Source organism: Iodidimonas gelatinilytica (genome assembly GCF_008579125.1).
Taxonomy (GTDB): Bacteria; Pseudomonadota; Alphaproteobacteria; order Sphingomonadales; family Rhodothalassiaceae; genus Iodidimonas; species Iodidimonas muriae.
In genome coordinates, this window is the sequence record NZ_BKCL01000006.1 from 54,676 (window position 1) to 79,449 (window position 24,774).

At 54.8% G+C, this 24,774-nt stretch carries 25 protein-coding genes and 4 pseudogenes; 10 read left to right on the forward strand and 19 right to left on the reverse strand.

Annotated features, from left to right (window positions below):
• Positions 1-8: 8 nt before the first annotated feature.
• The 5 genes and pseudogenes from leuD to JCM17844_RS09440 form a co-directional block, all read right to left on the reverse strand.
• Entirely contained in the window at positions 9-620 is a 612-nt protein-coding gene (gene leuD, locus JCM17844_RS09420; RefSeq protein ID WP_150000721.1) for a 3-isopropylmalate dehydratase small subunit, read from the reverse strand.
• Positions 620-2,049: pseudogene (gene leuC, locus JCM17844_RS09425) on the reverse strand (3-isopropylmalate dehydratase large subunit). Before leuC ends, leuD begins: the two are co-directional and overlap by 1 nt.
• A gap of 136 nt (positions 2,050-2,185) precedes the next feature.
• Positions 2,186-2,935, reverse strand: coding sequence for a glycosyltransferase family 2 protein (locus JCM17844_RS09430; RefSeq protein ID WP_150000722.1), 750 nt, complete (start codon positions 2,933-2,935; stop codon positions 2,186-2,188).
• Positions 2,932-3,858: a hypothetical protein gene (locus JCM17844_RS09435; RefSeq protein ID WP_150000723.1), complete on the reverse strand. Its 927-nt coding sequence runs from the start codon at positions 3,856-3,858 to the stop codon at positions 2,932-2,934. The genes JCM17844_RS09430 and JCM17844_RS09435 overlap by 4 nt, the downstream gene beginning before the upstream one ends.
• Positions 3,797-4,111, reverse strand: coding sequence for a hypothetical protein (locus JCM17844_RS09440; RefSeq protein ID WP_150000724.1), 315 nt, complete (start codon positions 4,109-4,111; stop codon positions 3,797-3,799). Before JCM17844_RS09440 ends, JCM17844_RS09435 begins: the two co-directional genes overlap by 62 nt.
• A gap of 258 nt (positions 4,112-4,369) precedes the next feature.
• Here JCM17844_RS09440 and JCM17844_RS09445 point away from each other — a divergent pair, with 258 nt between their 5' ends.
• Positions 4,370-5,194 (forward strand): nucleotidyltransferase family protein, encoded by an 825-nt coding sequence (locus tag JCM17844_RS09445; protein ID WP_150000725.1) that lies wholly within the window; start codon positions 4,370-4,372, stop codon positions 5,192-5,194.
• Between the two features lie 46 nt (positions 5,195-5,240).
• Here JCM17844_RS09445 and queF read toward each other — a convergent pair.
• Positions 5,241-5,704 (reverse strand): annotated as a pseudogene (gene queF / locus JCM17844_RS09450) (preQ(1) synthase).
• 216 nt (positions 5,705-5,920) lie between these two features.
• On the opposite strand from queF, the gene hspQ reads away from it, so the two are divergent.
• From hspQ to metC, 3 genes are all read left to right on the forward strand, one after another.
• On the forward strand, positions 5,921-6,265 hold the full coding sequence (gene hspQ / locus JCM17844_RS09455; RefSeq protein WP_210431724.1) for a heat shock protein HspQ: 345 nt from the start codon (positions 5,921-5,923) through the stop codon (positions 6,263-6,265).
• A gap of 121 nt (positions 6,266-6,386) precedes the next feature.
• The gene (gene sseA / locus JCM17844_RS09460) at positions 6,387-7,244 is read left to right on the forward strand and encodes a 3-mercaptopyruvate sulfurtransferase (RefSeq protein ID WP_150000727.1); all 858 of its coding nucleotides are present in this window, start codon (positions 6,387-6,389) and stop codon (positions 7,242-7,244) included.
• Positions 7,245-7,296: 52 nt separating this feature from the next.
• Positions 7,297-8,469, forward strand: a complete 1,173-nt coding sequence (metC, locus tag JCM17844_RS09465) for a cystathionine beta-lyase (RefSeq protein WP_150000728.1) — start codon at positions 7,297-7,299, stop codon at positions 8,467-8,469.
• Here metC and JCM17844_RS09470 read toward each other — a convergent pair.
• From JCM17844_RS09470 to JCM17844_RS09495, 6 genes are read right to left on the reverse strand one after another with little or no spacing between them, the layout of a single operon-like run.
• Complete coding sequence (locus tag JCM17844_RS09470) at positions 8,466-9,155, reverse strand: DUF502 domain-containing protein (RefSeq protein ID WP_150000729.1); 690 nt, start codon at positions 9,153-9,155, stop codon at positions 8,466-8,468. The genes metC and JCM17844_RS09470 overlap by 4 nt on opposite strands.
• A gap of 53 nt (positions 9,156-9,208) precedes the next feature.
• Positions 9,209-10,357: a GNAT family N-acetyltransferase gene (locus JCM17844_RS09475; RefSeq protein WP_150000730.1), complete on the reverse strand. Its 1,149-nt coding sequence runs from the start codon at positions 10,355-10,357 to the stop codon at positions 9,209-9,211.
• A 60-nt stretch (positions 10,358-10,417) separates the two neighbouring features.
• Positions 10,418-10,624, reverse strand: coding sequence for a hypothetical protein (locus JCM17844_RS09480; RefSeq protein WP_150000731.1), 207 nt, complete (start codon positions 10,622-10,624; stop codon positions 10,418-10,420).
• Entirely contained in the window at positions 10,621-11,967 is a 1,347-nt protein-coding gene (locus JCM17844_RS09485) for a lipopolysaccharide biosynthesis protein (protein WP_150000732.1), read from the reverse strand. The genes JCM17844_RS09480 and JCM17844_RS09485 overlap by 4 nt, the downstream gene beginning before the upstream one ends.
• Positions 11,968-11,969: 2 nt before the next feature.
• Positions 11,970-13,088 carry an LPS export ABC transporter permease LptG gene (lptG, locus tag JCM17844_RS09490; protein ID WP_150000733.1) on the reverse strand — a complete coding sequence of 373 codons (1,119 nt, stop codon included), beginning with the start codon at positions 13,086-13,088 and terminating at the stop codon, positions 11,970-11,972.
• Positions 13,085-14,290 carry an LptF/LptG family permease gene (locus JCM17844_RS09495; RefSeq protein ID WP_150000734.1) on the reverse strand — a complete coding sequence of 402 codons (1,206 nt, stop codon included), beginning with the start codon at positions 14,288-14,290 and terminating at the stop codon, positions 13,085-13,087. The genes lptG and JCM17844_RS09495 overlap by 4 nt, the downstream gene beginning before the upstream one ends.
• Positions 14,291-14,540: 250 nt before the next feature.
• Between JCM17844_RS09495 and JCM17844_RS09500 the strand changes: the two genes are divergently transcribed.
• Genes JCM17844_RS09500 through JCM17844_RS09510 form a run of 3 tightly spaced genes read left to right on the forward strand, consistent with a single transcriptional unit; the run spans position 14,541 to position 16,128 of the window.
• Positions 14,541-15,134, forward strand: a complete 594-nt coding sequence (locus JCM17844_RS09500; protein WP_150000735.1) for a DUF2141 domain-containing protein — start codon at positions 14,541-14,543, stop codon at positions 15,132-15,134.
• Positions 15,134-15,856: a diacylglycerol kinase family protein gene (locus JCM17844_RS09505; protein WP_150000736.1), complete on the forward strand. Its 723-nt coding sequence runs from the start codon at positions 15,134-15,136 to the stop codon at positions 15,854-15,856. The genes JCM17844_RS09500 and JCM17844_RS09505 overlap by 1 nt, the downstream gene beginning before the upstream one ends.
• Positions 15,856-16,128 carry a hypothetical protein gene (locus JCM17844_RS09510; RefSeq protein ID WP_150000737.1) on the forward strand — a complete coding sequence of 91 codons (273 nt, stop codon included), beginning with the start codon at positions 15,856-15,858 and terminating at the stop codon, positions 16,126-16,128. The genes JCM17844_RS09505 and JCM17844_RS09510 overlap by 1 nt, the downstream gene beginning before the upstream one ends.
• A gap of 65 nt (positions 16,129-16,193) precedes the next feature.
• On the opposite strand, the gene JCM17844_RS14990 is transcribed toward JCM17844_RS09510, so the two are convergent.
• A complete protein-coding gene (locus JCM17844_RS14990; protein ID WP_210431725.1) occupies positions 16,194-16,361 on the reverse strand; it encodes a hypothetical protein in 168 nt (55 codons plus the stop codon).
• Positions 16,362-16,381: 20 nt separating this feature from the next.
• On the opposite strand from JCM17844_RS14990, the gene JCM17844_RS09515 reads away from it, so the two are divergent.
• The gene (locus JCM17844_RS09515) at positions 16,382-17,107 is read left to right on the forward strand and encodes a hypothetical protein (RefSeq protein ID WP_150000738.1); all 726 of its coding nucleotides are present in this window, start codon (positions 16,382-16,384) and stop codon (positions 17,105-17,107) included.
• A gap of 16 nt (positions 17,108-17,123) precedes the next feature.
• On the opposite strand, the pseudogene spt reads toward JCM17844_RS09515, so the two are convergent.
• From spt to JCM17844_RS17290, 4 genes and pseudogenes are all read right to left on the reverse strand, one after another.
• Positions 17,124-18,292 (reverse strand): annotated as a pseudogene (gene spt / locus JCM17844_RS17285) (serine palmitoyltransferase); the annotation flags it as partial.
• 6 nt (positions 18,293-18,298) lie between these two features.
• On the reverse strand, positions 18,299-18,547 hold the full coding sequence (locus JCM17844_RS09525; RefSeq protein WP_371863781.1) for an acyl carrier protein: 249 nt from the start codon (positions 18,545-18,547) through the stop codon (positions 18,299-18,301).
• A 148-nt stretch (positions 18,548-18,695) separates the two neighbouring features.
• Positions 18,696-19,649, reverse strand: a complete 954-nt coding sequence (locus JCM17844_RS09530) for an NAD-dependent epimerase/dehydratase family protein (protein WP_150000740.1) — start codon at positions 19,647-19,649, stop codon at positions 18,696-18,698.
• Positions 19,650-19,679: 30 nt separating this feature from the next.
• A pseudogene (locus JCM17844_RS17290) lies at positions 19,680-21,477 on the reverse strand (fatty acyl-AMP ligase).
• A gap of 282 nt (positions 21,478-21,759) precedes the next feature.
• Between JCM17844_RS17290 and JCM17844_RS09540 the strand changes: the two are divergent.
• Positions 21,760-22,962: an aminotransferase class V-fold PLP-dependent enzyme gene (locus tag JCM17844_RS09540; protein ID WP_210431730.1), complete on the forward strand. Its 1,203-nt coding sequence runs from the start codon at positions 21,760-21,762 to the stop codon at positions 22,960-22,962.
• A 23-nt stretch (positions 22,963-22,985) separates the two neighbouring features.
• On the opposite strand, the gene JCM17844_RS09545 is transcribed toward JCM17844_RS09540, so the two are convergent.
• A complete protein-coding gene (locus JCM17844_RS09545) occupies positions 22,986-23,327 on the reverse strand; it encodes an EamA family transporter (protein WP_210431731.1) in 342 nt (113 codons plus the stop codon).
• 8 nt (positions 23,328-23,335) lie between these two features.
• Positions 23,336-23,938 (reverse strand): DMT family transporter, encoded by a 603-nt coding sequence (locus tag JCM17844_RS09550; RefSeq protein ID WP_210431732.1) that lies wholly within the window; start codon positions 23,936-23,938, stop codon positions 23,336-23,338.
• A gap of 58 nt (positions 23,939-23,996) precedes the next feature.
• On the opposite strand from JCM17844_RS09550, the gene JCM17844_RS09555 reads away from it, so the two are divergent.
• Positions 23,997-24,671, forward strand: a complete 675-nt coding sequence (locus JCM17844_RS09555; protein ID WP_210431733.1) for a regulatory protein RecX — start codon at positions 23,997-23,999, stop codon at positions 24,669-24,671.
• Positions 24,672-24,774: the final 103 nt, after the last annotated feature.

Here is a 24,774-nt window from a genome sequence, read left to right on the forward strand (position 1 = left end):
AAAACGCTTCAGCCCCGATAAAGCCAAGGCATTTCCAGCTTTTGCCGCTCTTCAAAGGCGGCAATGGCTGGGCCATGGTTTTGCAAGGTCAGCCCCACTTCATCCAACCCTTCCAGCAGGCACCGCCTGCGGAACGGATCAAGGGTGAAAGGATGGCATTGCCCATCAGCACGGGTAACGGTTTGCGCGTCCAGATCCACAACAAGCGCCCGGCCCGCTTCACCTTCGGCGGCCAGTTCCGCCACGATATCGGCATCCAGACTGATGGTAAGAATTCCGTTCTTGAAGGCATTGGACGCAAAAATATCCGCGAAATCCGGTGCGATGACACAGCGATAGCCCAAATCCGCCAAAGCCCATGCCGCATGTTCACGGCTGGAGCCGCAGCCAAAATTATCCCCGGCCACCAGAATTTGGCTGTCTTTATAGGCCCGCTGGTTAAACACGCTTTCCGGATCGGGATCGCCATTTTCCAATGTGCGTATGCTGGAAAATGCCCCCTTGCCCAAGCCACTGCGCGACACGGTTTTCAACCATTCAGCCGGAATGATCACATCCGTATCCACATTATCGCGCAAAAACGGCGTGGGGATCGACATTATACGTTGAAACGGCTCCATCAGGCGGCCCCTTCTTCTAAACGAGCAATGGTTCGAATATCGGTCAAATGGCCGGTAATGGCCGCTGCCGCTGCCATAGCAGGGGACAATAAATGCGTGCGCGATCCCGGCCCTTGCCGTCCGACAAAATTACGGTTCGAGGTGGAGGCACAACGGGCCCCCGGCGGCACTTTATCGGGATTCATGCCAAGGCACATGGAACAGCCCGGCTCCCGCCATTCGAACCCCGCATCCAGAAAGACTTTATCCAGCCCTTCCGCTTCTGCCTGATGCTTCACAAGGCCCGATCCCGGCACCACCAATGCCTGCTTGATGCCAGATGCGATCTTTTTACCGCGCAACACCGAGGCCGCCTCACGCAGATCCTCGATCCGGCTATTGGTGCATGATCCGATGAACACATGATCCACGGCAATGCTCTCAAGCGGCATACCGGGCCGAAGCCCCATATAGGCCAGCGCACGGCTGGCAGCCTCTTGTTTACCCGCATCTTCGAATGTGGCCGGATCAGGGACCACCGCGCCGATGGGGGCCACCTGTTCAGGACTGGTACCCCATGTGACCTGCGGTTCGATCTCGCTCGCATCCAGTGTCACATCTTTATCGAATACGGCATCATCATCGCTATACAGCGTTTTCCATACCGACAGCGCTTGCTCCCACTGGCCGGCTTTCGGGGTAAAGGCACGGCCCTTGAGATAGGCAAAAGTGGTCTCGTCAGGGGCAATCAACCGGCCCGCCCTCCAGCCTCGATGGACATATTGCACAGGGTCATGCGCCCTTCCATGCTTAGGCTGCGCACGGCATCACCCGTGAATTCGATCACATGCCCGGTGGCCCCTGCCGTTCCGATCTTGCCGATAATGGCCAGCGCCATATCTTTCGCCGTCACACCTTTCGGCAAGATGCCATTGACCGTCACCCGCATATTTCTGGATTTCTTCAAGGTCAGCGTCTGGGTGACCAGCACATGCTCCACCTCCGACGTTCCAATGCCAAACGCCAAGGCACCGAACGCCCCATGGGTAGAGGTATGGCTGTCGCCGCACACCAGTGTCAGCCCGGGCTGGGTAAAACCCTGCTCCGGCCCGATCACATGCACAATGCCTTGGCGGCTATCCAGCATGTCATAGAGTTCGATGTTCCAGCGTTTCACATTGTCACGCAAAAGATCGATCTGCTTTTTCGACAAGGGATCGGCAATCTTTTGCGACCGGTCCGTAGTGGGGACATTATGATCGGGAACCGCCAAAGTCGCATCGGGGCGGCGCACCTTGCGCCCATCCAGTTCCAGCTTTTCAAAAGCTTGTGGGCTGGTTACCTCATGCACCAGATGACGGTCGATATAAATCAGCGCCGACCCGTCATCCGATTTCGCCACTTCATGTCTGCGCCATATTTTATCATAAAGCGTCTCGGGGTTTGACATGAACATACTCCGCATTCAGCATTGAAGATATTATCTTTCCCTAAAGAGTGGGAAATTCTTTTGCAATGCAAAAAAGGCGAGCCCTTATAAGCGCCCGCCTTAATCATAGATCTGTTCGTCCAATAAGGATCATGCGTTACCGGGTCTGGGTTGGCCAATAGCCCGATAGAAGACGCTCGCCCGTATGGCCGCCACCAATTTCATCAATCACACGGCTGCCGATGCCGGACAAATTCTGGCCATGCATGCGGTAAGAGAACAAAGGTTCGGCAATATGTTTGCCGCGCCAACCATTCTCGATAATGCGCCGCCATTTATGATGCTTGGTCCCTTTGCGGATCGTTTCATCATAGGGGCTGGCTTCCATCACCGCAGCCATCAGCGTCACCGCGGGTTCAGGGATGAAGCTGAAACGTTCGATCAGGCTGGGATCAAAGGCTGTGGATTTACCGCGGCCAATATCAGCCCCATTTTCATCCACAAGCTGGCAATTGGAATAGATGAAGCCGAGCTGCGGATCGTCCTTGCGGCCTTCATTCAGTTCGTGAATGCACCGGCTGGCATAGCTATCCGTCAGCAGATCATCCGCATCGAGCACGATCACATATTCACCAACACAATATTTCAAGCCCGCATTCATCGCCGCCAACTTGCCCGAATTGGTGGGCATTTCCACCACTTCGATCCGGGACAATGAATTCGGGCGCTTTATGGCATCACGGATGGCCTCCAAAGAATGGTCCGTGCTCCCATCGTCAACGACCACCAGCTCGATAGAGCCATAGTCCTGACGGAACACACTTGCGATCGTTTCAGCGATGAAGCGACCGTAATTGTAATTAGGGATAATAACGGACAAGAGGCCCGGCGATGATAAAGATTTCATTGGTGCTGTCTCGCAAAAGTCTTCTGAGAATCTTCCCCCCCAAACGGGGCGTTTTTAGCGAAAAGATTTCGCTTCGAATGGTCGAGTCGTGCGATCAAGTCTGCGCAGGTTTCTTCAATCCGCGCACGCTCGTCTTCAGAGAGCGCAGCCTGCTTGGCCGCACGGTCATCTGAAAAAGTGCTGGAATTACTATCGTCTTTAGAGTGATAGCGGAACTGTTCAAGCATGGCTAGACGGTCGTCTTCCTTTAAACATAAATCTAACCCCTGTTCAGCAACTCTCGTGAAGCTGTGTGGACCCAAATCCCTATAATTCACAAGAGAAAGATTGCATTTTGCATCTTTAGCCACTTCAAAATATCGTGCATAGCACGCTGTCAGATAGTCCACATCACTCAATTCTGCGCCTTTTTCACGGGGTAAACCGGTTAAAAAAGCGCCTTGATCTGTGCCCCTTGTCAGAAGGGCGGCGGTGGTATCGCGTTTAACGGAAGCAATCACCTCAACGGGATCACGATACAGAAAAAGCGCCGGGACATCAGGAAAGGCCGCGGCGATCAGATCCACATAAACCACATTCCAGCTGATAAACTTCACAAAGGCACGGTGCTCGTCGCCACATCTGGGGCGTGTCATGGCCAAGACAAGTGTGCGCAATCGCCGCAGGGTTTTTTCGTCCGGTTCGGCGGGTCGGGTCCAGTCTTTGGTGATATGCGCCCAAAAACCACGCTGCAACGGCCCACCCTGGCTGATCATCATATGGCCATTGGGCCGTGCCAATGCTTTGGCGGTCAGCGTTGATCCGCAACGAGAGATATGGTGAATAAAGCCGGAAGGATAAAGACTGTCAGCAAACAGCTCCTCATGGTCGAGAATGTCTATCGGCGTTGAGAATGCGTCGCCAATGCTTTCCTGCGCTGCCAAATGCTGGATGGTGAAGATATATTGCCATTCCCGGAAGATGGACACCCAGATCGCCCCATATCACCCGGCCTTCCCCACGCGGATCAATGGCCAGTGGCACAAGACCGGTATGTGTGCGGATCAGACGCGCGGCCTCTTCCACCGCCACATGCCGTTCCACGGCACGGGGCAGCAATGCCTCCACCACCTCATGGTCCGGCAAGGCATAAAGCGCATGCTTTTGCGTGGTGTTATGGTGCGTGCGCATCGTCATCCGGTTTCAGACACCTCTTAATGATACAGGGACGCGTAGCCCCCATCGAGGCGCATCAGCAAATACGCCCATTCATATTGTCTCCAAGAATGAAGGACAACAGCCACCCAAACATGGCGGAAAAAGGGCAATGCGCCCAATTCTATGTGAGCGCCCCTTCCGATCTTGGAGAATCATCATGACAAATATCTGTTGACAGAGCGACAAGCAAGCAGCAGTTCAAAGCCCAGCCAAATCAATCGCCACGGAAAGCCTGACATGCCTCACAAAACCGCGCACGCCCAGCCTTTTACTGCTCTTGTTCTGGCCGCCAGCCGCCGCGGCCCGGATGATCCCGTTGCCCGCCTTCAACAAAAGTCACATAAATGTTTCGTGGACATTGCAGGCCAGGTAATGCTGGAACGGGTGATCGACACCTTGCTCGAAAGTCAACAATTCCGCACGGTTCTGGTCTCCATCGAACAAGAAGAACTGTTACATTCTACGGCGCGTTTGAAAGCGTGGATGGACGAAGGCCGCATTGCCTTTGTTCAAAGTGAAGGCACATTGGCCGACAGTGTTATGGCCGCAGCCAAGGCGATGGATGCGCCCTTCCCCATGGTGATCACCACCGGCGACAATTCCTTGCACACGCCGCAATTATTGCGCGATTTTTGCGAAAGCTGCCGCGATGGTACAAGCAGCATCGGCGTTGGCATCACCCCTGAAAAAATGGTGAAAGACGATTATCCCGATGCCCCCCTTGCCTATCATCGCTTTAGCGAAGGGGCCTATTCCAACTGCAATTTGTATATGCTGCGCGACAAACAGGCACTGGCGTCGGCAGAGGCCTTTCGGGGCGGCGGCCAATTTGGCAAAAAACATGCGCGGCTGATTAAAGCGTTCGGTTTTGCTTCTTTCCTTTATTACAAAATGCGGCTCAAAACCGCCGCGGACTTTCTGATGCATGTGGGCCGCCGCTTTGGCACCACTGCCGAGCCGATTATCGTGCCTTATGCCTTTGCGCCCATCGATGTGGATAATGCCGCCAGCTTCAAACTCAGCGAAGACATTCTGTTAAAACGCCAAAAGGCCGCCCGATAAGCGGCCTTTTCCTTCAAGGAACGTCAATCCGACAGCAACAGATGCCCTAACCTCGGCCGCGATAGGCTGAACGCCGTGATCGGGAATCCATAAATTTTGCGGCGGTTTTCCGCTTTGGAAAAACACATCAATGGGAATGCCGCCACGCGGATACCAATAACCGCCCAAACGCAACCATTTGGGCTGCAATTCCTCGATCAACCGCTCGGCAATGCCCACCGTGCAGTCTTCATGGAACCCCGGATGGTTACGAAAGCTGTGCAGATAAAGTTTGAGCGACTTGCTTTCCACCAATAACCGCGCAGGCACATAATCCAGCACAAGATGCGCAAAATCGGGCTGGCCTGTCACCGGGCATAAGCTGGTGAATTCAGGACAGGTGAAACGAACCAGATAATCCGAGCCGGGGCGCGGATTGGGAACAGTCTCAAGAGTTGCCTCTTCGGGGCTGGCGGGCATCGGGGAAGAGCCGCCAAGCTGAGACAGATTTTCATATATATCGTTGCTCATAAGAATGGCTTATGATGCGCTATCGGTCATTTGTCAAAAGCATATGGCGTTCGGGCTTTCCAGATGTTCAGATTCCGTTCAGCTTGGGTCCGATATAATTTCTATGTGGCGATTAGCTGTGAGCGTACTTTTTTCGATTTTCGCAAACGGCACATTTCACAAAGCTTGCTTCCAACCGACCAGATGCAGGGATTCCTGCCACCAAAGGAGTTTTCCATGGCCATGGCCGAACTACCAAAAGCACGCTTCTCGATCGGACAGGTCGTGCGCCACAGGGTGTTCGGATATCGCGGTCTGATTTTCGATGTGGACCCGTTTTTTTCCAGTAGCGCCGATTGGTATGAAGACGCGATGGCCGCCCGGCATCAAGATTGCGGACCGCAGAAAAACAGCCCCTGGTATCATGTTATGGTGGATGGGGCAGACCATGTGATTTATGTTGCGGAACGCAATTTGATGGTCAGTGAAAAATCGGACGATCCCATCCAGCATCCGCTGGTGCCAGAATTTTTCACATCCCGCCAGCCCGGCCAATATAGCCGCCGTTCTCCGCACAACTGAGCCGGTATGGCGCCGCCTTTGATGCGCTGCGACAAACAATCCCTTTCAAACGGTTTCGATTAATCCAAAAATGTCCTAGTCTGCGCCAAAGAACATCCATGGCAGGCGAAGGACCATCATTATGAACAGACATGCCCCCTCACCGCTTGTCTCGACCGATTGGCTGGCGCGGCATCTTTCGGCTCCCGATGTGCGTATTCTGGATGCTTCCTGGCATTTGCCCGATAGTGGCCGCAACGCCCATGCCGATTATGACAGCGCCCATATTCCGGGAGCCGTTTTTTTCGATATCGACGAGATTTGCGATGCCGACAGCCCCTTCCCCCATATGTTGCCATCCCCGGAAGCGTTTTCTTCACAAATGCGCAGGCTGGGCATTGGCGATGGCTCTACCATCATTGTTTATGATACCGGCGGCGTACATGGGGCAGCGCGGGCTTGGTGGATGTTGCGGGTATTTGGCCAGCGCGATGTAAAGGTTCTGGATGGCGGATTGGGCAAATGGCGTCACGAAGGGCGCCCCTTGGCCGATCTTCCCCCCGGCCCTCGTCTGCGGCATTTTTCAGCCCGCCGCCACGATCTGCTGGTGGCCGATCTGGATCATGTACGCGCCGCCTCGGAAAGTGGCAAAGCGCAAATTGTCGATGCCCGCGGCACGGCGCGGTTTCGCGGCGATGAGCCAGAACCCCGCGAAGGGGTGGAAGCGGGCCATATTCCCGGTGCCATCTCGGTTCCTTATAGCACGCTTTATGACCAACAAGAGTGCCTGAAACCCAAAGAGGCCCTGATCGCCCTGTTCCAAGAAGCCGGTGTCGATCTGTCAAAACCGGTCATCGCCAGTTGCGGTTCGGGAATTTCCGCCTGCTCTCTGGCTTTGGCGCTTGATGTTGTGGGCCATAATGACTGGTCGGTCTATGATGGCTCATGGGCGCAATGGGGCAATCTGCCCGATCTTCCCAAACGCAAGGGAACGGCCTAGAACATTTTTCACCTGCCCCCCACAGACTCTCCAGTGAGGACAATTTGATCTTATGAAGCGCGATACCACGATCATCGAAGCCGGCCGCCGCCCCGAGTGGACCCAAGGCATTGTCAACCCCCCGGTTTATCGAGCATCCACCTGCATATTCGAGCGCTATCAAGATCTGCGCGATGGTGTGAAAGATCCCGATGCCGGGCTGTTTTATGGCCGCCGGGGAACACCGACCCATTGGGCATTGCGGGAAGCCATCACCGAGCTGGAAGGGGGCGCAGGAACATGGCTTTATCCTTCGGGCATGGCCGCCGTGGCAGGGGCCATTCTGGCTTGCGTCCGCACAGGCGATCATATTCTGGTAACAGACAGTGTCTATGAACCCACGCGCTTCTTATGTCAGGGCATGTTGCGCGATTTCGGCGTCGAAACCACCTTCTATGATCCGGAAATCGGTGCGGGTATCGAGGCATTGTTCCAAGAGAACACACGGTTGGTGATCACGGAATCTCCCGGCTCGTTGACCTTGGAAGTGCAAGACCTGCCTGCCATTTCAAAGGTCGCCCATGCCCATGATGCCTTGGTGCTGTTGGACAATACATGGGCGACACCGCTTCATATGCGGGCCTTTGATTTAGGCGTTGATATTTCTGTGCATGCCGCCACCAAATATATCGTTGGCCATTCCGATGTGATGCTCGGCACCGCCACCGCCAATGCCCGCGCATGGCCAAAGCTGAAGCATGGGGCCACCCAAATGGGCCATACTGCCAGCCCTGATGATGTCTGGCTGGCGCTGCGGGGCCTGCGAACCCTGCCGGTGCGCTTGAAACAGCATGAAGCCAGCGCCCTGAAAATCGCCCAATGGCTACAAGAGCGCGAAGACGTGGATCAGGTGCTGCATCCGGCCCTTCCCACCGCTCCCGGCCATGATCTGTTCAAGCGCGATTTTTCCGGTGCGTGCGGATTGTTTTCCTTCACACTCAATCGCGGGTCATATGACATGATCGACGCTTTTGTCGATGATATGCGGTTGTTTAAAATCGGGTTTTCCTGGGGTGGCTTTGAAAGCCTGATCCTGCCCACAGACCCTGCGCGTGTGCGCAGCGCCACCAAATGGCAGGCTCCCGGCCCCTTGTTGCGGCTGCATGTGGGATTGGAAGACCCCGATGATCTGATCGACGATCTAGCAAAGGCCTTTGACCGCTATAATCGCCTTTTGAACGCCTAAGCCCGGCCCTTAGGGTCGCCATCCTTGCCGGTTTTATCGCCCAAAGCGACGATCGTGTCGCGGCGGGCTTTATCCGCATCATTCGGGGTCACCAGACCGGCTGAAATGATATATTTGATCGCCTGCTCGATCGTCATATCCAGATAGACGCAATCCCGCTTGCGCACGAACAGCAAAAACCCCGATGTCGGATTGGGCGTTGTAGGCAAAAACACATTCAGCATTTCTTCGCGGCTGGTTTTATCCTGAATTTCCTGTGTGGCGGTGGAAGAAACAAAAGCAATCGCCCACAGCCCCGGCCGCGGATATTCGACCATCACCACATCGCGGAAGGTGGTCGAACTTTGCGCCATCACCGTTTCGGCAATCTGTTTGACGGTGGTGTAAATCCCGCGCACCACCGGCATCCGGTTTACCAGCGCTTCGCCCATACGGATCATTGTGCGCCCAAAAAAATTGGCCGCCAAAGCCCCCATCAGGGTCAGCACCACAAAGGTAATCAGCAAGCCGATACCCGGTACATCCACCGGCAGATAGGTTTGCGGATTATAGCTTTGGGGCAACAGATTAAGGACAATCCGGTCAATTCCGCCAATCACTTTCCAGGTCAGAAAAATGGTGATGGAAATCGGCGCGAAAATAACCAGTCCGGCAAGGAAATAGGTTCTCAGCTTCAACCACATCATCGCGCCTCATTTATCCAAAATCGGGAATCGGCAAAAGCGATCAGGCCATAAGATCAGGCAAGCGCCTTTTCATAAATCCGGTACGTCTTGTAGACATTACAGCCAATTTCCTCGAGAATTTTGCGCATCCCGAAATTATCTTCCAAAATCCACGAAAGCTCGCTCCAATCGGCTCCACGGCGCACCACTTCGCGCCGTGTATGTTCGATCATCATCATCGACATTGCGGCGGAATAGCGGCTTTTTTGAAACTCTTTACGAACCCCCATCAATGGGGTGCGCATCCGCTTAGGATAAGACAAAAACAACTGCCGGATCAAACGCAGCCAGCCAAAGGGAAGCAGATTTCCATTAATGGACCGGATACTGGCATTGATATCGGGCAAGGTGACAAACATCCCCATGGGTTTCCCCTTCACCTCGCAGATACGGACCCGATGCGGCGATACAATGGGTTTGATTTCCTTCGCCAAATAAGCCGCTTCTTCCGTGGTGAGTGGCACAAAGCCCCAGTTTTCCGACCAGGCATCATTGAAGATATCAATGATGGTGCGCAGTTCTTCATCATAGCGCGACATATCGATTTCCCGCAGATGATAATCGTCATTGCGGTCGACCATATTCACAAAGCGCTCCAGACGCGGCGGCAACGGCTTTTTCAGGTCCAGTTCATAAGCCAGCAGATCCTTGGCCTTTTCATAGCCTTTGGCTTCCAGATGGTCCTGAAAATATGGGCGTGCATGGCCCATCATCAATGCCGGCGGCGTATGGAAGCCATCCACCAACAAGCCACATTCCCCATTGCTGGACAAATTATACGGCCCCTGGACATGGGTGCAGCCATTCTCGCGCAACCATTCTTCAGCGCGATTCAGCAAAGCCTGCGCCACATTGGCATCATCAATGGTTTCAAACAGGCCAAAATGCCCAAGCTGTCTGCCGGTCGTCTCATAAACAAAGCGGTCGATCTGGGCGCTGATCCGCCCCACTGGCCGGCCTTTGTGACAAGCAATCCAATAAGCGGCATGGGCATGGCGGAAATAGGGATTTTTCTCCCTGTCCAGCAAAGCCAGACGTTCGGCCATCAAGGGGCGAACCCAATGGGGGTCGCCGGAAAAGATGTGATCGGAAACCCTGACGAAACGCTTGAGATCCTTTTTGGTCTGAACCTCACGCACCTCGATTTCCATATGATCAATCATATCCCTTATCCCCTACCGCATTTTCATATCTCATTCCCTTATAAGGGACTGGCCTTTTTGTCATTTATGGCCAAGCCCTTTCCGGGCGAACCGCGCCAGCCCGCCAAGGGCGGTCGCATCCGCGGCTGACATGCCATATCGGAGCAATCCCAGAACAGACAAGCCCATTGACGCAATCAGCACAAGAAGTTGAAGAAAAGCAGGGGATTCCTTGAGCAACAAACTGACGCCAAAAAGCAAGACACTGGCGCAAAGGGCCGCAATCAAAGGCCGCCACATTTCACGCTATAAGGCCAAAGCCGTGAAAGCACCGCCACCTCGAACAAGGGCAAGCCGCGGCTGATAATCAATCCGGCGGAAGCCGCAATGGCCGCCCCCGCAGGGCCATAATCATCCACAAGGAAATATAGCAACGCTCCCATGGCCAATAAGCCGAGAATACCATTGGCCAAGGTCCAATAGGTGGATGCCAAAATCCGGACCATGGCCGGAGCCTGCCCGAAAAAGAAGGTAGAAAGCCGCCCCAGAACCAAAATCACCAGCGCCACCGCCGCAGGCTTGGCTTCGGGCCCCAAAAGATCGAGCAAAGCATGGCGCGCCCCGATCATGCCACCGGCCAGCACAAGACCAAAGGCTATCATCAGCCGCGTGGAATACGCATACATATCGGCAATGGCATCGCGCCCGCCCCGACCTTTTTGAAAGGCGGTCAAAGGCGCAATCACATAATCGAAGCTGTTATGGATCACCTGCATCACGCTGGAAAGTTTGCGGGCGATAGAATACAGCCCCGCCGCTGTGGCCCCGGCCGCACCGGGAATGATCACATTGAGCAAAACCACCGGCAATTCCGAAAAAAAGCGCTGGATAAGCGTTGCCGGCATCATCGGCAGCGCATAATGCAGCATTGTTCCGGCCAGTTTTGGATCAAAGCCGATCGTGGGCAGTTTCTTGAGATCGAAATAGCGCGATACCAATGCCATCGATAAAATGGCGGCAATGGCCATGGAAACGATATGAGCAAGAAACAGGCCGTAAGCTGTCATTCCCGCCACCGCCAGAATCACGGCAAACAGAATACGCAAAACCTGTTCATAGAAAAACCGGATGCGGATTTCCGGCCCAAATTTCCGCCGCGCCCTGACACAGGCGGTCAAAACCTCGACGCCGGTCCATAAAGGCAAGGTCCACGCATAAACGCGGATAATCCCCACCACATGGGTAATGTCTTGCCCTTCACCATTGATCAAGCGGGCAATATCCGGCGCAAAAACAATCAGTGCCAGCGCCCCTAAAATTCCCGCGCCTAATGTTGTCACCAAAGCCACAAGCAGCGCCCGCAGCACATCCACTTCATTATCATAGGACGGGACAAACCGTTGCAGCGCCACATCCATGCCCATTTGCGTGACCCCGCTGGCGATGCGCACAAAGGCATAAAGCGTGGCAAACAAGCCAAAGGTGACAGAGCCATAAAGCCACAAAAAGATAGGGAACCCCGCGGCTTCCACCAGCGCGCCCAAACGGGCCAAAAGCGCAAGGCTGGCGCCACGCGTCATTTCCTTGCGCGCCGATTGATGCGCCGCAAGGCCGCCCTGCTCTCCCTTCATTCCTATTCCTCAATCCTGAAAATGACCGCAAGGCCGACAGCAGCAAAAAAGATCATCGCCCCAAAGGCCGACAAAAAAGGCGGCGCCGCACCAAATTTGCCCATGGCCAGCATGAAATTGTCGGCCACGAAAAAAGCAAAGCCCAAGCCCATTCCCATCGCGATGCGGGCAAAGATCTTCCCGCGTCTTTGTGCGCCAAATCCGGCAATGGCCCCTAAAATCGGCATCAAAAGCGTTGCCGCAGGCCCGGCGATCTTGTGCAACAGCGCCGCTTTCAAAGCGGTGACTTTCTGACCTTCTTTTTCAAGCTGCGCGATGGAATCGCTCAGCGCTCCAAACGAACTTTGCTCCGGCACCACGCTTAACGAAAAAAACCGTTCCGGCGGGGCCGTTAAAGCCCAAAGCATGCTTTCTGCCGTCGTGATGGCATGGGTTGCCACATCAAATCTACGCACGGCATAAAGTGTCCAGACCCCATCGGAATGCCACGCAAAGCCCGCCCGCAAAATGCCCGACAGCATGCCTTGCTCGTCCCGTTCATAAACGGTCACCTTGTCCAGAATCACCAGATTCCGCGATCGGCTAACGGCTTTCACCTGAACCAAAGAATTGCCTTCGGTCAGCCATAGATCATCCAGAACATCCGGTGGTGGCGGCAGGTCTGCGGCATAATCAAAGCGTTTCCAATAGTCCAGTTCCGCCGTTGCCGGTGCCACCAGCTTCTGATCCAGAAAGAAATGGAAAAGGGCGATGGCGCCACAGGTTAAAACCAATGGCAGCAAGATGCGATGCGCCGACATGCCCGATGCCTTCATCACCACGATTTCGCTATGCTGGGCCAGGGTGGCAAGGGTGAGCAATACCGCAAGCAAGGCGCTAAAGGGAATGAAGCGGCTCAAAAGATCGGGAAAACGCAGAAAAATATAACGCCACAGGGCTTCGTTTCCATTGCCCTGAGCGGCCAGAATTGCATCCGATTGGGTGAGCAGATCAAGCATCTGCAAAATCACCGCCACCCCGATTGCAAGGCTGAAAAACCTCAGCAAAAACACCCGGGCAATATAATAGCCCATGGTGCGCGATGGCAGAAAATACCGCCGGAGGGGCCGAAAAACGCTCATGTGCCATCCCCCTTCAGCATTCTCACCAACACCCGCAAAGGCATCACAACAAAATCCACAACGCGGTCAATGGCCCCGGCAACACCGCGTCCGGGCCGCAACACGGATGTGGCGAACAACACCGCCCCGATGGCCGCATATAAAAATAACAAAACCCACAAGGCCATCAAAGGAGACGTTCCATCAAAGGCGACTTTGCGTTCACCGGCCTCCAGCAGTTCATTGAACACGATCAGACCAGCCAGACCGGCCACAAGCCCACCGGCAGCCCCCGTGCGCTTATTGGCCAATCCCAAGGGCACCGCCACAAAGGGAATTACCAGCAGCGTTAAAATATTAACGATCCGCCAGTGATAGCTCGACCGAAAACGCGCCAGCATCACCGGATCGCTTTCTCCGCCATTCAGCGCCTGATGCAGCTCTGTAAGGGTGGTTTCCAGTTCTTCCCCGCCCCGGCGCCGGAATTCTTCAACCGCTGGCAAATTGATCACGATATCCTGCGCTTCAAACGACAAAACCCGCGGCTTGATTTTATCCGTATCGAAATCAATCAAGCGCCCGTCAAAAAGCCGCAGCAACACGGTCTGGTCATTATCAGTGGCATAAAAAGCGCCGCGCTTTGCGGTGGCGGAAATTTCCTCCGCCGTCCCCACATTGCGCTTTAAAAAAATATCCAGCAATTCCCGCCCGCCATCGCGCGTGCTGCCCACCCGCAGCAGCAAGCCATCAGAAAGCGTCACAAAATCCCCGACATCGATGCTGGCGCCAAGCGCACCGGAGCGCAGCTCGAAATCCAGTTGGCGATATTCATATCGGCTATAGGGTTGCAAATAGCCTAACAGGCCAAATTCGACGATGCTCAGAAAAAACGCCAAAATCATAATCGGACGAATCAAACGCGTCAGCCCGGCACCGCTGGCCATCATGCCATCCAGTTCGCTGGACAAAGACAGGCCGCGAAACGCCAATAACGCCCCTAAAAACAAACCGACAGGGATCGCCATCCCCATATAATGCGGCACCAGATGCGCCAACATTTGCCACACAATATCGATGGGGCCATTTTCATTCACCACGAAATCGAACAGCCGCAGCATGCGTTCAAGCAAAAGCAACGCAGCCGTAATCACCACCGTGGACAGCAGCGGAACGGCGGCCTTGCGAAGAATGTAAATATCAATGCGGCTTAAAAGCGGTGCCATTCACTCACCAAACATTCTCTTTCAACAAATTGCCCAAGTTTCGCCATCAGAAGAACGTGAAATATCGTCAAGATCACGTGTTTTGGATAAGAAATCTCTGGAATCGTCCCCATTTCTTTTGGCAAGACAGAGTGAGTCATATTTCTGACACGATATTTTTATCTCTGACGCATCATTGAATACTGGTCGAAACCTTTGTTCACGCTCAGGGAAATGGCTATATCAGACGACTGAAAGCAAAGCGAACAGAATGCGGACTTTGATTTCATATATGAGTGCCTTATGTGCCTTGCTTGGCTTTTGGACGCAAGGGGCGTCGGCAAGGGGCACCTGCTCCGAGACACCCGCAAAAAGCTGGGTCGAGGTGGTGGTGCATGGCGTACGCTCCAATGAAGGCAATATGCGCGCCCAGATCTATAGCGATGATCCTGCCGATTTTTTAAAAAAGGGAAAGCAGATAATCCGGGTTGAAGCGCCCAGCCAGAAAGGCATTACCCACTTATGTGTGCCTCTCCCCCATGAAGGAAAATACTCGCTGGTGGTGATGCATGATCGCAATGCCAATGGGCGGGCCGATTTCTATACGGAAGGATTCGGTTTTTCCAACAATCCGCGCGTGAGTGTCTCTGCGCCAGATCATGCCGATACCGTCTTTACCGCTCTTTTGGGTGGCAAAACACTTGACGTCTTCCTTGGCTATATGCTCTTCGGTCGTTTGTCTCCTCAAGATCCACAGATGAATCCCGGTGCTGGGGCGCAAGCGGTGCACGAATCCGCCGCTCCTGTGTCAAGCATTCAGCCGACCGGCACTGATATCAACATCAGGGAAGTGAAGAAAAATTAATGCTGCACGCGCCTTTGAAAGCTGCACAAAACAGTTCCTCTCAAGCCCTGATCGGGGTGTTGTCCAATTGTGCCAGCACCACAAACCGCGTGCATCTGTCTCAGGTTCGGGCGCTTGTTTCCGCCAATCCGCATGTGTTTCATTTCGAATTTGAAAATATCGACGATATCGCGGAAGGCTTAGCCATGATGGCCGATGCCGGCGTGGCGCTTTTGATTATCAATGGCGGCGACGGGACCATTCAAGCCACACTATCCCGGATCATTAACGACAAACCTTTTACGGTCGTTCCACCACTTGCCATTCTCCCCGGCGGCAAAACCAATATGATTGCCGATGACCTGCGCGCCAAAGGCAAACCCGACAAAGTGTTGAGCCGCTTGATACGATTGGTTCGCACAGGAAAGCTTGCCCGCCATCTCACCCGACGCCATTTGATCGGGCTGGAAATGTCCGATGGCCACCCCACGCGCTATGGGATGTTTTTCGGGGGCGCGGCTATCGTCAATGGTATTTTGTGGAGCCGCAACCATATCCATACGGGGAATTTACCCACCGTTTGGGGCATGCCGTGGCCATTGTTAAGCTGGTATTGGAAACGGCTTTCAGCGCGAAACCCTCCCCCATGCGGTCGTCCCATACAAAAATCACCCTGGGCGACGATCAAAGCCATGAGGGCGAATTCAATGTTATTCTGGCAACAACGCTTTCGCGGCTGCTGATGCGGCTACGGCCTTTTGGGCGCAAAGGCGATGGACCCCTGCAGATTTCGCTGATCCAATCGCGCCCCGGTGTGATGTGCCGCGCGCTGTTTGCCTTGCTGACAGGCCGCTTCGATAAAGGCACTGTCAAAGGATTACACACAGCCCGTGTAGATGACATCACCATCCACGGCCCCGATCCTGTCACCCTTGATGGCGAGATTTATTATCCCAATGACGGACGCCCGATTATCCTTCAGGGAAACAAAGCATTGAATTTCGTGCGCTTATAAGCGCATATCCGGCCATGTCCAAATCTCATGACCCAAAGGCGCTTGAAGCACTTGTCGCCGCCGAATTATTGAAAGCCCAACCGGATGCGGTGGTAAAAGCCGCCGAACATGCCGCCGCACGCCATAAAGGCGCTGTTCTGGGGGTCTTGTTTTACGGCTCGTGCCTGCGCACCGGAGAATTGGACGACAAGATCCTCGATTTCTACCTGATCGTGCCGTCTTATAAGGTGCATATGAAAGCCGGGGGCTGGCCTTGGCCAACCAGCTGTTGCCCCCCAATGTGTTTTATGACGAATTCGAGCATGATGGCCGCACACTGCGCACAAAATATAATGTCATCAGTCTGGACGATATGCATCGCCGCGTCCAACATGATTGCCGCAATGTCTCTCTGTGGGCGCGGTTCTCGCAGCCCATGGCGCTGCTGATTGCCCAAGACGAAACGGCCATCAAAACTGTGGTGGCAGCCGTGTCGCAGGCGGTGCAGACGATGATCGATGCGGCCCTGCCCCTATGTGCGCCAAAAGAGAGCGCGGCACAGATTTGGACCCGTGCTTTCGGGCTGACCTATGGGGCCGAATTGCGTTCGGAACCGCCGGGCAAGGGAGCTGAAATCTATCAGATGGATCAGGCAAGATATGACCGCTTCTTTGGTCCGGCCATCGAAGCCTTGGGGGTGGCCCATCTGTTCGACAATGAAGGCGATGGCCTGCCCGGCCTTAAAGCGCTGCCCTGCCGGAAAGACCGCCACCGCGCCCAGCGCCAGTGGCGGGTGCGGCGGCTGAATGGCAAGGTCATCAGTTTCTTACGGCTGATAAAGGCCAGCACCACCTTTGATGGTGGCATTGATTATCTGGCTTGGAAAATCCAGCGACATTCTGGCGTCGAAATTGAAATCAGCCCGTGGCAACGGCGGCATCCGGTGATTGCCGGTCTGCTGCATTTTTATCGCCTGCGGCGTCGCGGAGCGTTTCGCTAGCGCTAAATTTTTCCTGCGCCGCTTTGAAGGCGGCCAGAATCTGATCCACCTGCTCGACACTATGACCCGCACCAAGGCTGCAGCGGAGCAGATAAATGCCCATGGGCGTTGCCGGTGGGCGCGCCACATTCACATACACACCTTCCGCCAGCAACAATTGGCACATGCCGAACAGCTCTTCCTGGCTGTCAAAGCACACGGCAACGATAGGGCTTTCAACGCTTTTCGTCCCCAGCTTGAAGCCCAAATCCTTCAGGCCGCTATGCAGCCGTTCCACATTGGCCCATAAATGCGCCCGCTTATTGTGGGCGTTCTTGAGCGACCGGATCGAACTGATGGCCGAAGCCACCACCGATGGCGGCAAAGAGGCGGTGAACATATAAGGGCGACACGCAAAGCGCAAAACGTCAAATTTCGGATGGTTGGACAAGCAAAAGCCGCCCACGGTTCCAACACTTTTAGAAAAGGTGCCGACAATGAAATCCACTTGATCTTCAACACCCAGTTCTTGCGCAACACCGCGTCCTGTCTCACCACAAAATCCCATGGAATGGGCTTCATCCACCAGCACTTGCGCACCGGCAGCCTTGGAAACGGCGATCAATTCAGCCAAGGGGGCGCGATCGCCCAACATGGAATAGACGCCTTCCAGAACCACCAGCTTTGCCGCATTCTCAGGCAAGCGTTTGAGACGTTTTTCCAAGTCTTCCACGCTGTTGTGGCGAAAGCGCAATATATCCGCATTGCCCATGGCGCAGGCATCATAAATGGACGCATGGCTGTCCGCATCGATGATTACATAATCACCGCGCCCCGCCAGCGTTGAAATCATGCCCAAATTGGCTGATAACCGGTGGAAAACACCATGGCATGATCCATGCCGTAAAAATCTTCCAGCTCCCGCTCCAGCGCTTTATGGCCCTGATAGGTGCCGTTCAGAATGCGGCTGCCAGTGGTGCCGGTCCCGAATTTGTCCAACGCTTCTTTCGCCGCAGAAATGGCATCGGGATCAAAGGTCATCCCCATATAATTATTGGTGCCCGCCAAGATGATCTTGCGGCCATTGATCATGGCTTCGGTGGCCGACAACACTTCATCCATCACGATATTCAAAGGGTCCGGATCGCGATAGCCCATGCGATCACGTTCGGCGATCAATGGATCGAATTTATCCAGCAAATCCATGATGCATTATCCCTTTATGATTTTTTCAACGGCATCCGTTACTTGCTGGATCGTTTCCAGATCCGGCAACATATTCAACGGCAACACAATATCGAATTCATCTTCGATGGCGGCCACAAGGTCCATCACGGTCAAGGAATCGAAATCCAGATCATTGGCAAAGGTGGTCTGTGGGGTTAAGGGCACAGATTTTTTATTGAACGGCTCGATCAACTGGCAAATACGATCGTAGATCACGTCCTTGCTCAACCCCATATCGCTCATGACAGCACTTCCTTCACAAATGTTTTCGATCCGCTTTCAAGCGAAAGACCGGATATAGCGGGCTCAAAGTCGAAACAACAGCGTTAAATGCCTTTGCATTTTTCACAGATTTTTTCCGGATAGCCATAACAATCCGTTTTTAAAACTGCCCCGTCTTTTCTGCCCAGTCCAAAGTCTCGACCAGACCCTTTTCAAAACCAGTTCGGGGCGACCAAAACGCCTCGAAACCATCAACGCTCGGCCCCACCACCCAATCGGGGTGAGAAAGCTCCCGCGCTTTGGCCGCTGTCAGCATAGCCGGGCGGCCCGTAATCTTTGCCACGGCAGATCCCATATGGCCCACCGCAGATAAAAGCGGCAAAGGCACAGGCACAGGCCGCACAGGCCGCTCAAGCCCGCGCGACAAGATACGCGCCAAATCGAGATAGGAATATCCCCCCCGACAGCCATCATCCACTTCCAAAACAGTCCCATGGCACAGGCCATGAACCGATCCGTCCATCAGCGCAAGATCGCGCAACAATGTGGCAAGATCCGGCCCGAAAAGCAAAGACACCTTATTTTTTACCGCCCCGGGGGCTGGCAAAAAGCCGCGCTTTGCCGCCTTGATCAATTTCAGGATTTCCTGGTCGCCGGGCCCATAGATCCCCGGTGGGCGCACGATCGCCCAATCGTGCAACTGAACACGGGCGGCTTCGGCAACCACTTGTTCAGCGGCAAATTTGCTGGCGGCATAGGGAGAAAGCTGCGGTTCACGCGCCGCCAAAGACGAGACATACACAAAACGGGCATACGGCGCATGGTTTTGAATGGCTGCCAAAAGACGCCCGGTGCCATCGCGATTGGCGGCGAAAAACTGGTGCGGTGTCAGGGCTTTAATCAGGCCCGCCAAATGAATGACCGCATCCGCCCCCGAAACAAGACGGTCCAGCGCCTTCTGGTCTTCCAGCGCACCCGGCACCCAAACAAGGCCCTTTTCATTTTCTTGTGGGCGGCGCGCAAGGGCGCGAACGGAATGTCCCGCATCGCGCACGGCAGCGATCACATGGCGTCCAACAAAGCCCGTTCCGCCTGTGATCGCAATTGTTTTCATAGGTCAAAGCCTAAACGGCACGGGCCGTTTTCAATAATCCAGCGCTGTAATCTTGCCCGATAAAAATTGCTGGCGTGCCTTTGACCGGCTGAGTTTCCCCGACGATGTGCGCGGCAAAGACCGTGGCAACACCAATTCGATCCGGCATTGAACCCCGGTGACCGCATGATCTGGCGCTTGATCGCATCGGCAAATGCCTGCCGCTCGGCCATATCGCGGACACGGCACTGAACAAGCACCGTTGGTACTTCGCCATGATCGCGGCTGGGCAAGGACAAGGCGGCAATATCGCCACTGCGCACGCCGTCCACCTGTTCGGCAGCCCATTCGATATCCTGCGGCCAGTGATTGCGACCATTGATGATGATCATATCTTTGGCGCGGCCGATCACGAACAGCGATCCCGCGCTCAGATAGCCCATATCGCCGGTATCCAGCCAACCATCAGAGGACAACACAGCCGCCGTGGTTTCCGGATCGTTGAAATATTCACTCATCACGCTGGCGCCGCGCACGAAAATCCGGCCGATTTCGCGGTCTGCAACGCTGGCCCCATCCTCATCGCGGATCTCAAGCTCATATTCCGGCAAGGGAACACCGCAATTCACCACCTCGCGCAGCCGCACCCCTTCATCGGATGCGGTTTTCAGCATCACATCGCCATCGGCCAGATCAGCGCTTTGCGGCACAGCCTGTTCTACCCGGCCCATCATTTCGCCGGATAAAATACGCTCATCCACCAGATCCACTTCCATGCCCCGGCCAATGGGCGCAAAACTCACGGCAAGGTACATTCCGCAAGGCCGTAGCTGGGAACGAAAGTGGTCGGCTTAAAGCCGGCTTCGGCAAAAGTTTCGGCAAAATTATTGATCACATCGGGGCGGATCATATCGCCGCCAATGCCGGCCACGCGCCATGCGGACAGATCCAGTTCTTTCAGCAAGCTGGCGCTCACGCGTCGGGCGCAAATATCGTAACCGAAAGTGGGGCTATAGGTGATGGTGCCACGATTGCGCGACATCAGGCTGAGCCATTGCATGGGCCGACGGGCAAAATCTTCGGTGGCCAGAAAATCCACCGACACCTGATTGGCAATGGGCGTCAGCAATGTGCCCACAAGGCCCATATCATGATAAAAAGGCAGCCAGGAAATACAGCGGTCCGTATCAACAAGCTGCACACCATCGCGCCCTTGCCCACCACAATTGGCCATTAAAGCCTTATGGGTGATGGCAATACCATGGGGAAACCGTGTCGAGCCTGACGAATATTGCAAATAGGCAAGGCTATCCGTTTCAGGGCGCACAAGCGTCCCGTCCGGGCAGTCCAGCGCTTCGAATTCTGCAAAAGTTCCAGCGAATTTCAGCCCCAGGCCTTCGCCCGCTTCTTCGCCAAATTCCACCATGCTATCAGGACCGATCATCGCAGTCGCACGGCAGCTTTCCACCTGCAGGCGGAGCTGGCTCACATAGCCGTCACGCCCACCAAAGGATGTTGGCAATGGCAAGGGCACCGGCAAAACGGAAGCATATTGGCACCCAAGAAAGAAAACCACGAAATCCAGATGTGTTCCGGCGATCAGGGCCACTCGGTCCCCGCGCTCGAACCCCATCCCCGCCAGTTTTCGCCCGACGCGCTCTGCACGGCTGCGCAGGGTCGCATAAGATGCCGACACATCAAGGACACCGCGGGCGGAATAGAAATTCACACCGCGTTCACCTTGGGCGGCATATTCCAATGCATCGATCAGAGTTGGGAAATCCCCAAAGCGCCGCGGCAAATGGTCTTGCGTCGGCGTTGGCTCTGTCGTGTCAAAGGTGTTTTTCACAGCCGTCAAACTCAATGAAACGCCTCAAGCTATATCGAATAAAAGACAGGAAAGAGTAAGGACGGCAAAGCCGCTTTTTCCCTGAAGCCAGAATGAACTGGAAAGATATTCAGGTACATCCCACTCTTTCAACGAAAGTTATGCAACAAGCACGCCCCGACCGCATCGGCCCCTTCACATGCCCCTTGGGGTCAATTACAGGAGATGGAAGATAATTCGCAAGCATTTTGTCTTGGAAGACCGATCCGAGGTCGCCGCTTAAAAGGGAAATATGACCAAACCATGACCAAAGCCCCCGCCGCCCTTCCCCTTTCCGTCCTTGAACGCTTGCGTGCCGATACCCCCGCAACCGGACATCGTGTGCATCTTGATAATGCCGGGGCCTCTTTGATGCCCGCCCCTGTGGTGGACACAATCCAGCGCACTGTAGCATTGGAAGCTGCCGTGGGCGGCTATGTGGCCCATGAACGCATGGCAGATCAATTGGAACGAAGTTACGGCGCTTTGGCTCGCTTGATTGGCGCAAATCAAAGCGAAATCGCCTTTCTGCAAAGCGCCACAGAGGCATGGAATCGCGCCTTTTACAGCCTCCCTTTACAAAAGGGGGACCGGATCATTACCGGGTTTAACGAATATTGCTCGAATTATGTGGCCATGCTGGATCGCGCCGAAAAAACCGGCGCCCGGATTGTGGTTATCGGCCCCGATGCACAGGGCAATCTGGATCTTGCGGCCTTGAACGACGCACTTGATGATCGCGCGAAAGTGATTGCCATCAGCCATGTCCCGTCCTCATCGGGGCAAATCAATCCTGTCAAGGCCGTGGGTGAAATCGCCCGCAAACACGCCGTGCCCTTTTTGCTGGATGCCTGCCAAAGCATGGGGCAACTGCCGGTGGATGTGGAAGATATCGGCTGCCATATGCTGACAGGCACAGCCCGGAAATTCCTGCGCGGCCCGCGCGGCGTTGGATTTTTGTATATCCGCGACAGCTTTCAGGCCCAGTTGCGTCCGGTGATGCTAACCAATCAAGCCGCCACATGGACATCGGCGACCAGCTATGAATTGAGGGGCGATGCAAAAGTGATGGAAGCATGGGAGCGCAATTTGGCAGCCCAACTGGGCTTTGGCGCGGCTCTGGACTATCTGTTGTCTTTTGACATTGATGCCTTATTCCAGCGCTCCAATGCCTTGGCGGCCCGATTGCGGACCTTGCTGGAGCAGCATCCTCCGATCCGGATCACCGATCCCGGCACCCGTCATTCGGCCATTGTCACATTCCGCCACGCCACGCTGTCCCCTGCGACAATCAAGGCGGAAATGGAAAAGAAGGGCATTGCGGTGCAGGTGGCGTCGGTGGTGCACACAAGACTGGATCTGGAAGCCCGCGGCATAGACAGCGCGGTGCGGGTTTCCCCCCATTATTACAATACCGAAGAGGAACTGGAGCGTTTCATGCACGTCCTTGAAAGCCTCGGCTCTTGAGGCAACAGACCGCGCATAAACACTCAGCCCTTTTGGGTGGCATCCGCGGCGCTGCTTTTTTCCGCCATCATATGGATCTGGCGGCGCTGCACATATTGCGTAATCAGCACACCGACCAAAATCAGGAGCAAGCCAAACACCCGCGACAGGCCAAAGGATTCCCCCAAAATGAACACCCCCAATAAACTGCCCACCACCGGCACGAGATAATTGTTCAGGGCCACAAATGTAGCGCCCACCCGGGCAATCACCGCCACCAGCACCAAAACGGCAATGGCCGAGGGCCAAACGCCCAACCAGATCACCGCCAATATGCTGCGGAAACTGGCAGATGTGCTGAGCGGATTGTCAAAAATCAGCGCCACCGGCACAATCAGGGAGCACTGGCCAATAACACCCCTGCCGCCCCGACAAAAGTGGGCATGCGGCTGGCCCGGCGCAGCAACAAAGCCGAGGCCCCATAACCCATGGCTGCCATCAAGACGGCCAGCTTTCCCGCAATGCTCATGACACCGGATGAAGAATCGCCCGCAGCGCCGCCGCCCACAAGAACCAAAACACCAAGAAGCCCAACCACAAGGCCGGCAATTTTACCGCCGGTTATTTTTTCATCATCGGTCATCCAATGGGCGAAGAAAAGCGTCGCCAAAGGTGTGAAGGACATCAGAATCGCCGCTTCCGAACTGCTGATATAAGATTGCCCCCAAGCAATCAGCGAAAACGGGATCGCCGTCCCGATGGCCCCGGCAAGAAACAGCAGCTTCCAGTCCCGCGCATTATCGGGCAATCGGTGGCCTTTCAGGCGGGCGACGATGGTTAGAAACACGGCGGCAATGGCAATGCGGCTGCCCGCGATGGCCAAAGGACCAAAGCTTTCCAGGGCGATTTCCACAAAAAAGAAGGACGAGCCCCATGTCAGGGCCAAAACGGCAAGGCCCAGAAAATCGACCAAAGATGGCGCTGCAATGGGTTTCAAAGTCTTCCTCATGATTAAGGGCTTGCGAAACGCTGCGCTTGAGCGGCATTTTCAGCCTATGACCAAGCGCCCTTATGAAAAATCGGCAGCCAAGCCCATGACACCCGACAGGCTGGAGCGGGCTGCCTATCATTATCTGGAACGCTTTGCCACAAGCGCGGGAAATCTCCGCCGTGTTTTGGAACAAAAAATTCGTCGGCGCAATGCGTCCTTTGCCCCCCCATCCGCCGAGCAGGAACAATGGATCGACACGCTGATCGAAAAATTGCTCCGCCTGCAATTATTGGACGATCGCGCCTATGCCGAAGCCATGGCCAGAAGCCAGCATTTGCGCGGAAAACCCAAACGGAGCATCCAGCATTGGTTAAAAGCGCGGGCTGTCAGCGAAGCGGATATTGATGCCGCCCTCAATGCCTTGGCAGACGATATCGGCCCCATGACAGATCCCGATCATCTGGCCGCCATGCGCTTTGCCCGCAAACGCCGCCTCGGTCCGTGGAAGCGCGATATGAAAGACCGCGCCCCCGAAACGCCGGATCGACGCGCCATGCACGCCCGGCAAAATAAAGAGATTGCCGCTTTTGCCAGAGCGGGCTTTTCCTATGATATTGCCCGCAAGATTCTGGCCGCAGACACGGAAGAAGAACTGGAGGCACTGTTTGGCGATGGCGATGCCCCGATCATTGATGCAGTCGATTTTCCTGCCGACCCCGATGATGGGGGATTGTCCTGATTTGCCCTCACTTTCTCGGACTTTTCCCAAGCGACGATGAAAAGGCCATGTCCATGAAATCCGGTGCCACACAGGCCTTTCTTTTGTAATTTGGGGATATCTC

What these genes read in the sequence shown, in the direction of transcription:
- leuD (WP_150000721.1), bottom strand. Translation starts at nt 620, where the DNA reads ATGGAGCCGTTTCAACGTATAATGTCGATCCCCACGCCGTTTTTGCGC.
- JCM17844_RS09430 (WP_150000722.1), bottom strand. Translation starts at nt 2,935, where the DNA reads ATGAAATCTTTATCATCGCCGGGCCTCTTGTCCGTTATTATCCCTAAT.
- JCM17844_RS09440 (WP_150000724.1), bottom strand. Translation starts at nt 4,111, where the DNA reads ATGACGATGCGCACGCACCATAACACCACGCAAAAGCATGCGCTTTAT.
- JCM17844_RS09445 (WP_150000725.1), top strand. Translation starts at nt 4,370, where the DNA reads ATGCCTCACAAAACCGCGCACGCCCAGCCTTTTACTGCTCTTGTTCTG.
- hspQ (WP_210431724.1), top strand. Translation starts at nt 5,921, where the DNA reads ATGGCCATGGCCGAACTACCAAAAGCACGCTTCTCGATCGGACAGGTC.
- sseA (WP_150000727.1), top strand. Translation starts at nt 6,387, where the DNA reads ATGAACAGACATGCCCCCTCACCGCTTGTCTCGACCGATTGGCTGGCG.
- metC (WP_150000728.1), top strand. Translation starts at nt 7,297, where the DNA reads ATGAAGCGCGATACCACGATCATCGAAGCCGGCCGCCGCCCCGAGTGG.
- JCM17844_RS09470 (WP_150000729.1), bottom strand. Translation starts at nt 9,155, where the DNA reads ATGATGTGGTTGAAGCTGAGAACCTATTTCCTTGCCGGACTGGTTATT.
- JCM17844_RS09475 (WP_150000730.1), bottom strand. Translation starts at nt 10,357, where the DNA reads ATGATTGATCATATGGAAATCGAGGTGCGTGAGGTTCAGACCAAAAAG.
- JCM17844_RS09485 (WP_150000732.1), bottom strand. Translation starts at nt 11,967, where the DNA reads ATGAAGGGAGAGCAGGGCGGCCTTGCGGCGCATCAATCGGCGCGCAAG.
- lptG (WP_150000733.1), bottom strand. Translation starts at nt 13,088, where the DNA reads ATGAGCGTTTTTCGGCCCCTCCGGCGGTATTTTCTGCCATCGCGCACC.
- JCM17844_RS09495 (WP_150000734.1), bottom strand. Translation starts at nt 14,290, where the DNA reads ATGGCACCGCTTTTAAGCCGCATTGATATTTACATTCTTCGCAAGGCC.
- JCM17844_RS09500 (WP_150000735.1), top strand. Translation starts at nt 14,541, where the DNA reads ATGCGGACTTTGATTTCATATATGAGTGCCTTATGTGCCTTGCTTGGC.
- JCM17844_RS09505 (WP_150000736.1), top strand. Translation starts at nt 15,134, where the DNA reads ATGCTGCACGCGCCTTTGAAAGCTGCACAAAACAGTTCCTCTCAAGCC.
- JCM17844_RS09510 (WP_150000737.1), top strand. Translation starts at nt 15,856, where the DNA reads ATGCGGCTACGGCCTTTTGGGCGCAAAGGCGATGGACCCCTGCAGATT.
- JCM17844_RS14990 (WP_210431725.1), bottom strand. Translation starts at nt 16,361, where the DNA reads ATGCACCTTATAAGACGGCACGATCAGGTAGAAATCGAGGATCTTGTC.
- JCM17844_RS09525 (WP_371863781.1), bottom strand. Translation starts at nt 18,547, where the DNA reads ATGGGGTTGAGCAAGGACGTGATCTACGATCGTATTTGCCAGTTGATC.
- JCM17844_RS09530 (WP_150000740.1), bottom strand. Translation starts at nt 19,649, where the DNA reads ATGAAAACAATTGCGATCACAGGCGGAACGGGCTTTGTTGGACGCCAT.
- JCM17844_RS09540 (WP_210431730.1), top strand. Translation starts at nt 21,760, where the DNA reads ATGACCAAAGCCCCCGCCGCCCTTCCCCTTTCCGTCCTTGAACGCTTG.
- JCM17844_RS09555 (WP_210431733.1), top strand. Translation starts at nt 23,997, where the DNA reads ATGACCAAGCGCCCTTATGAAAAATCGGCAGCCAAGCCCATGACACCC.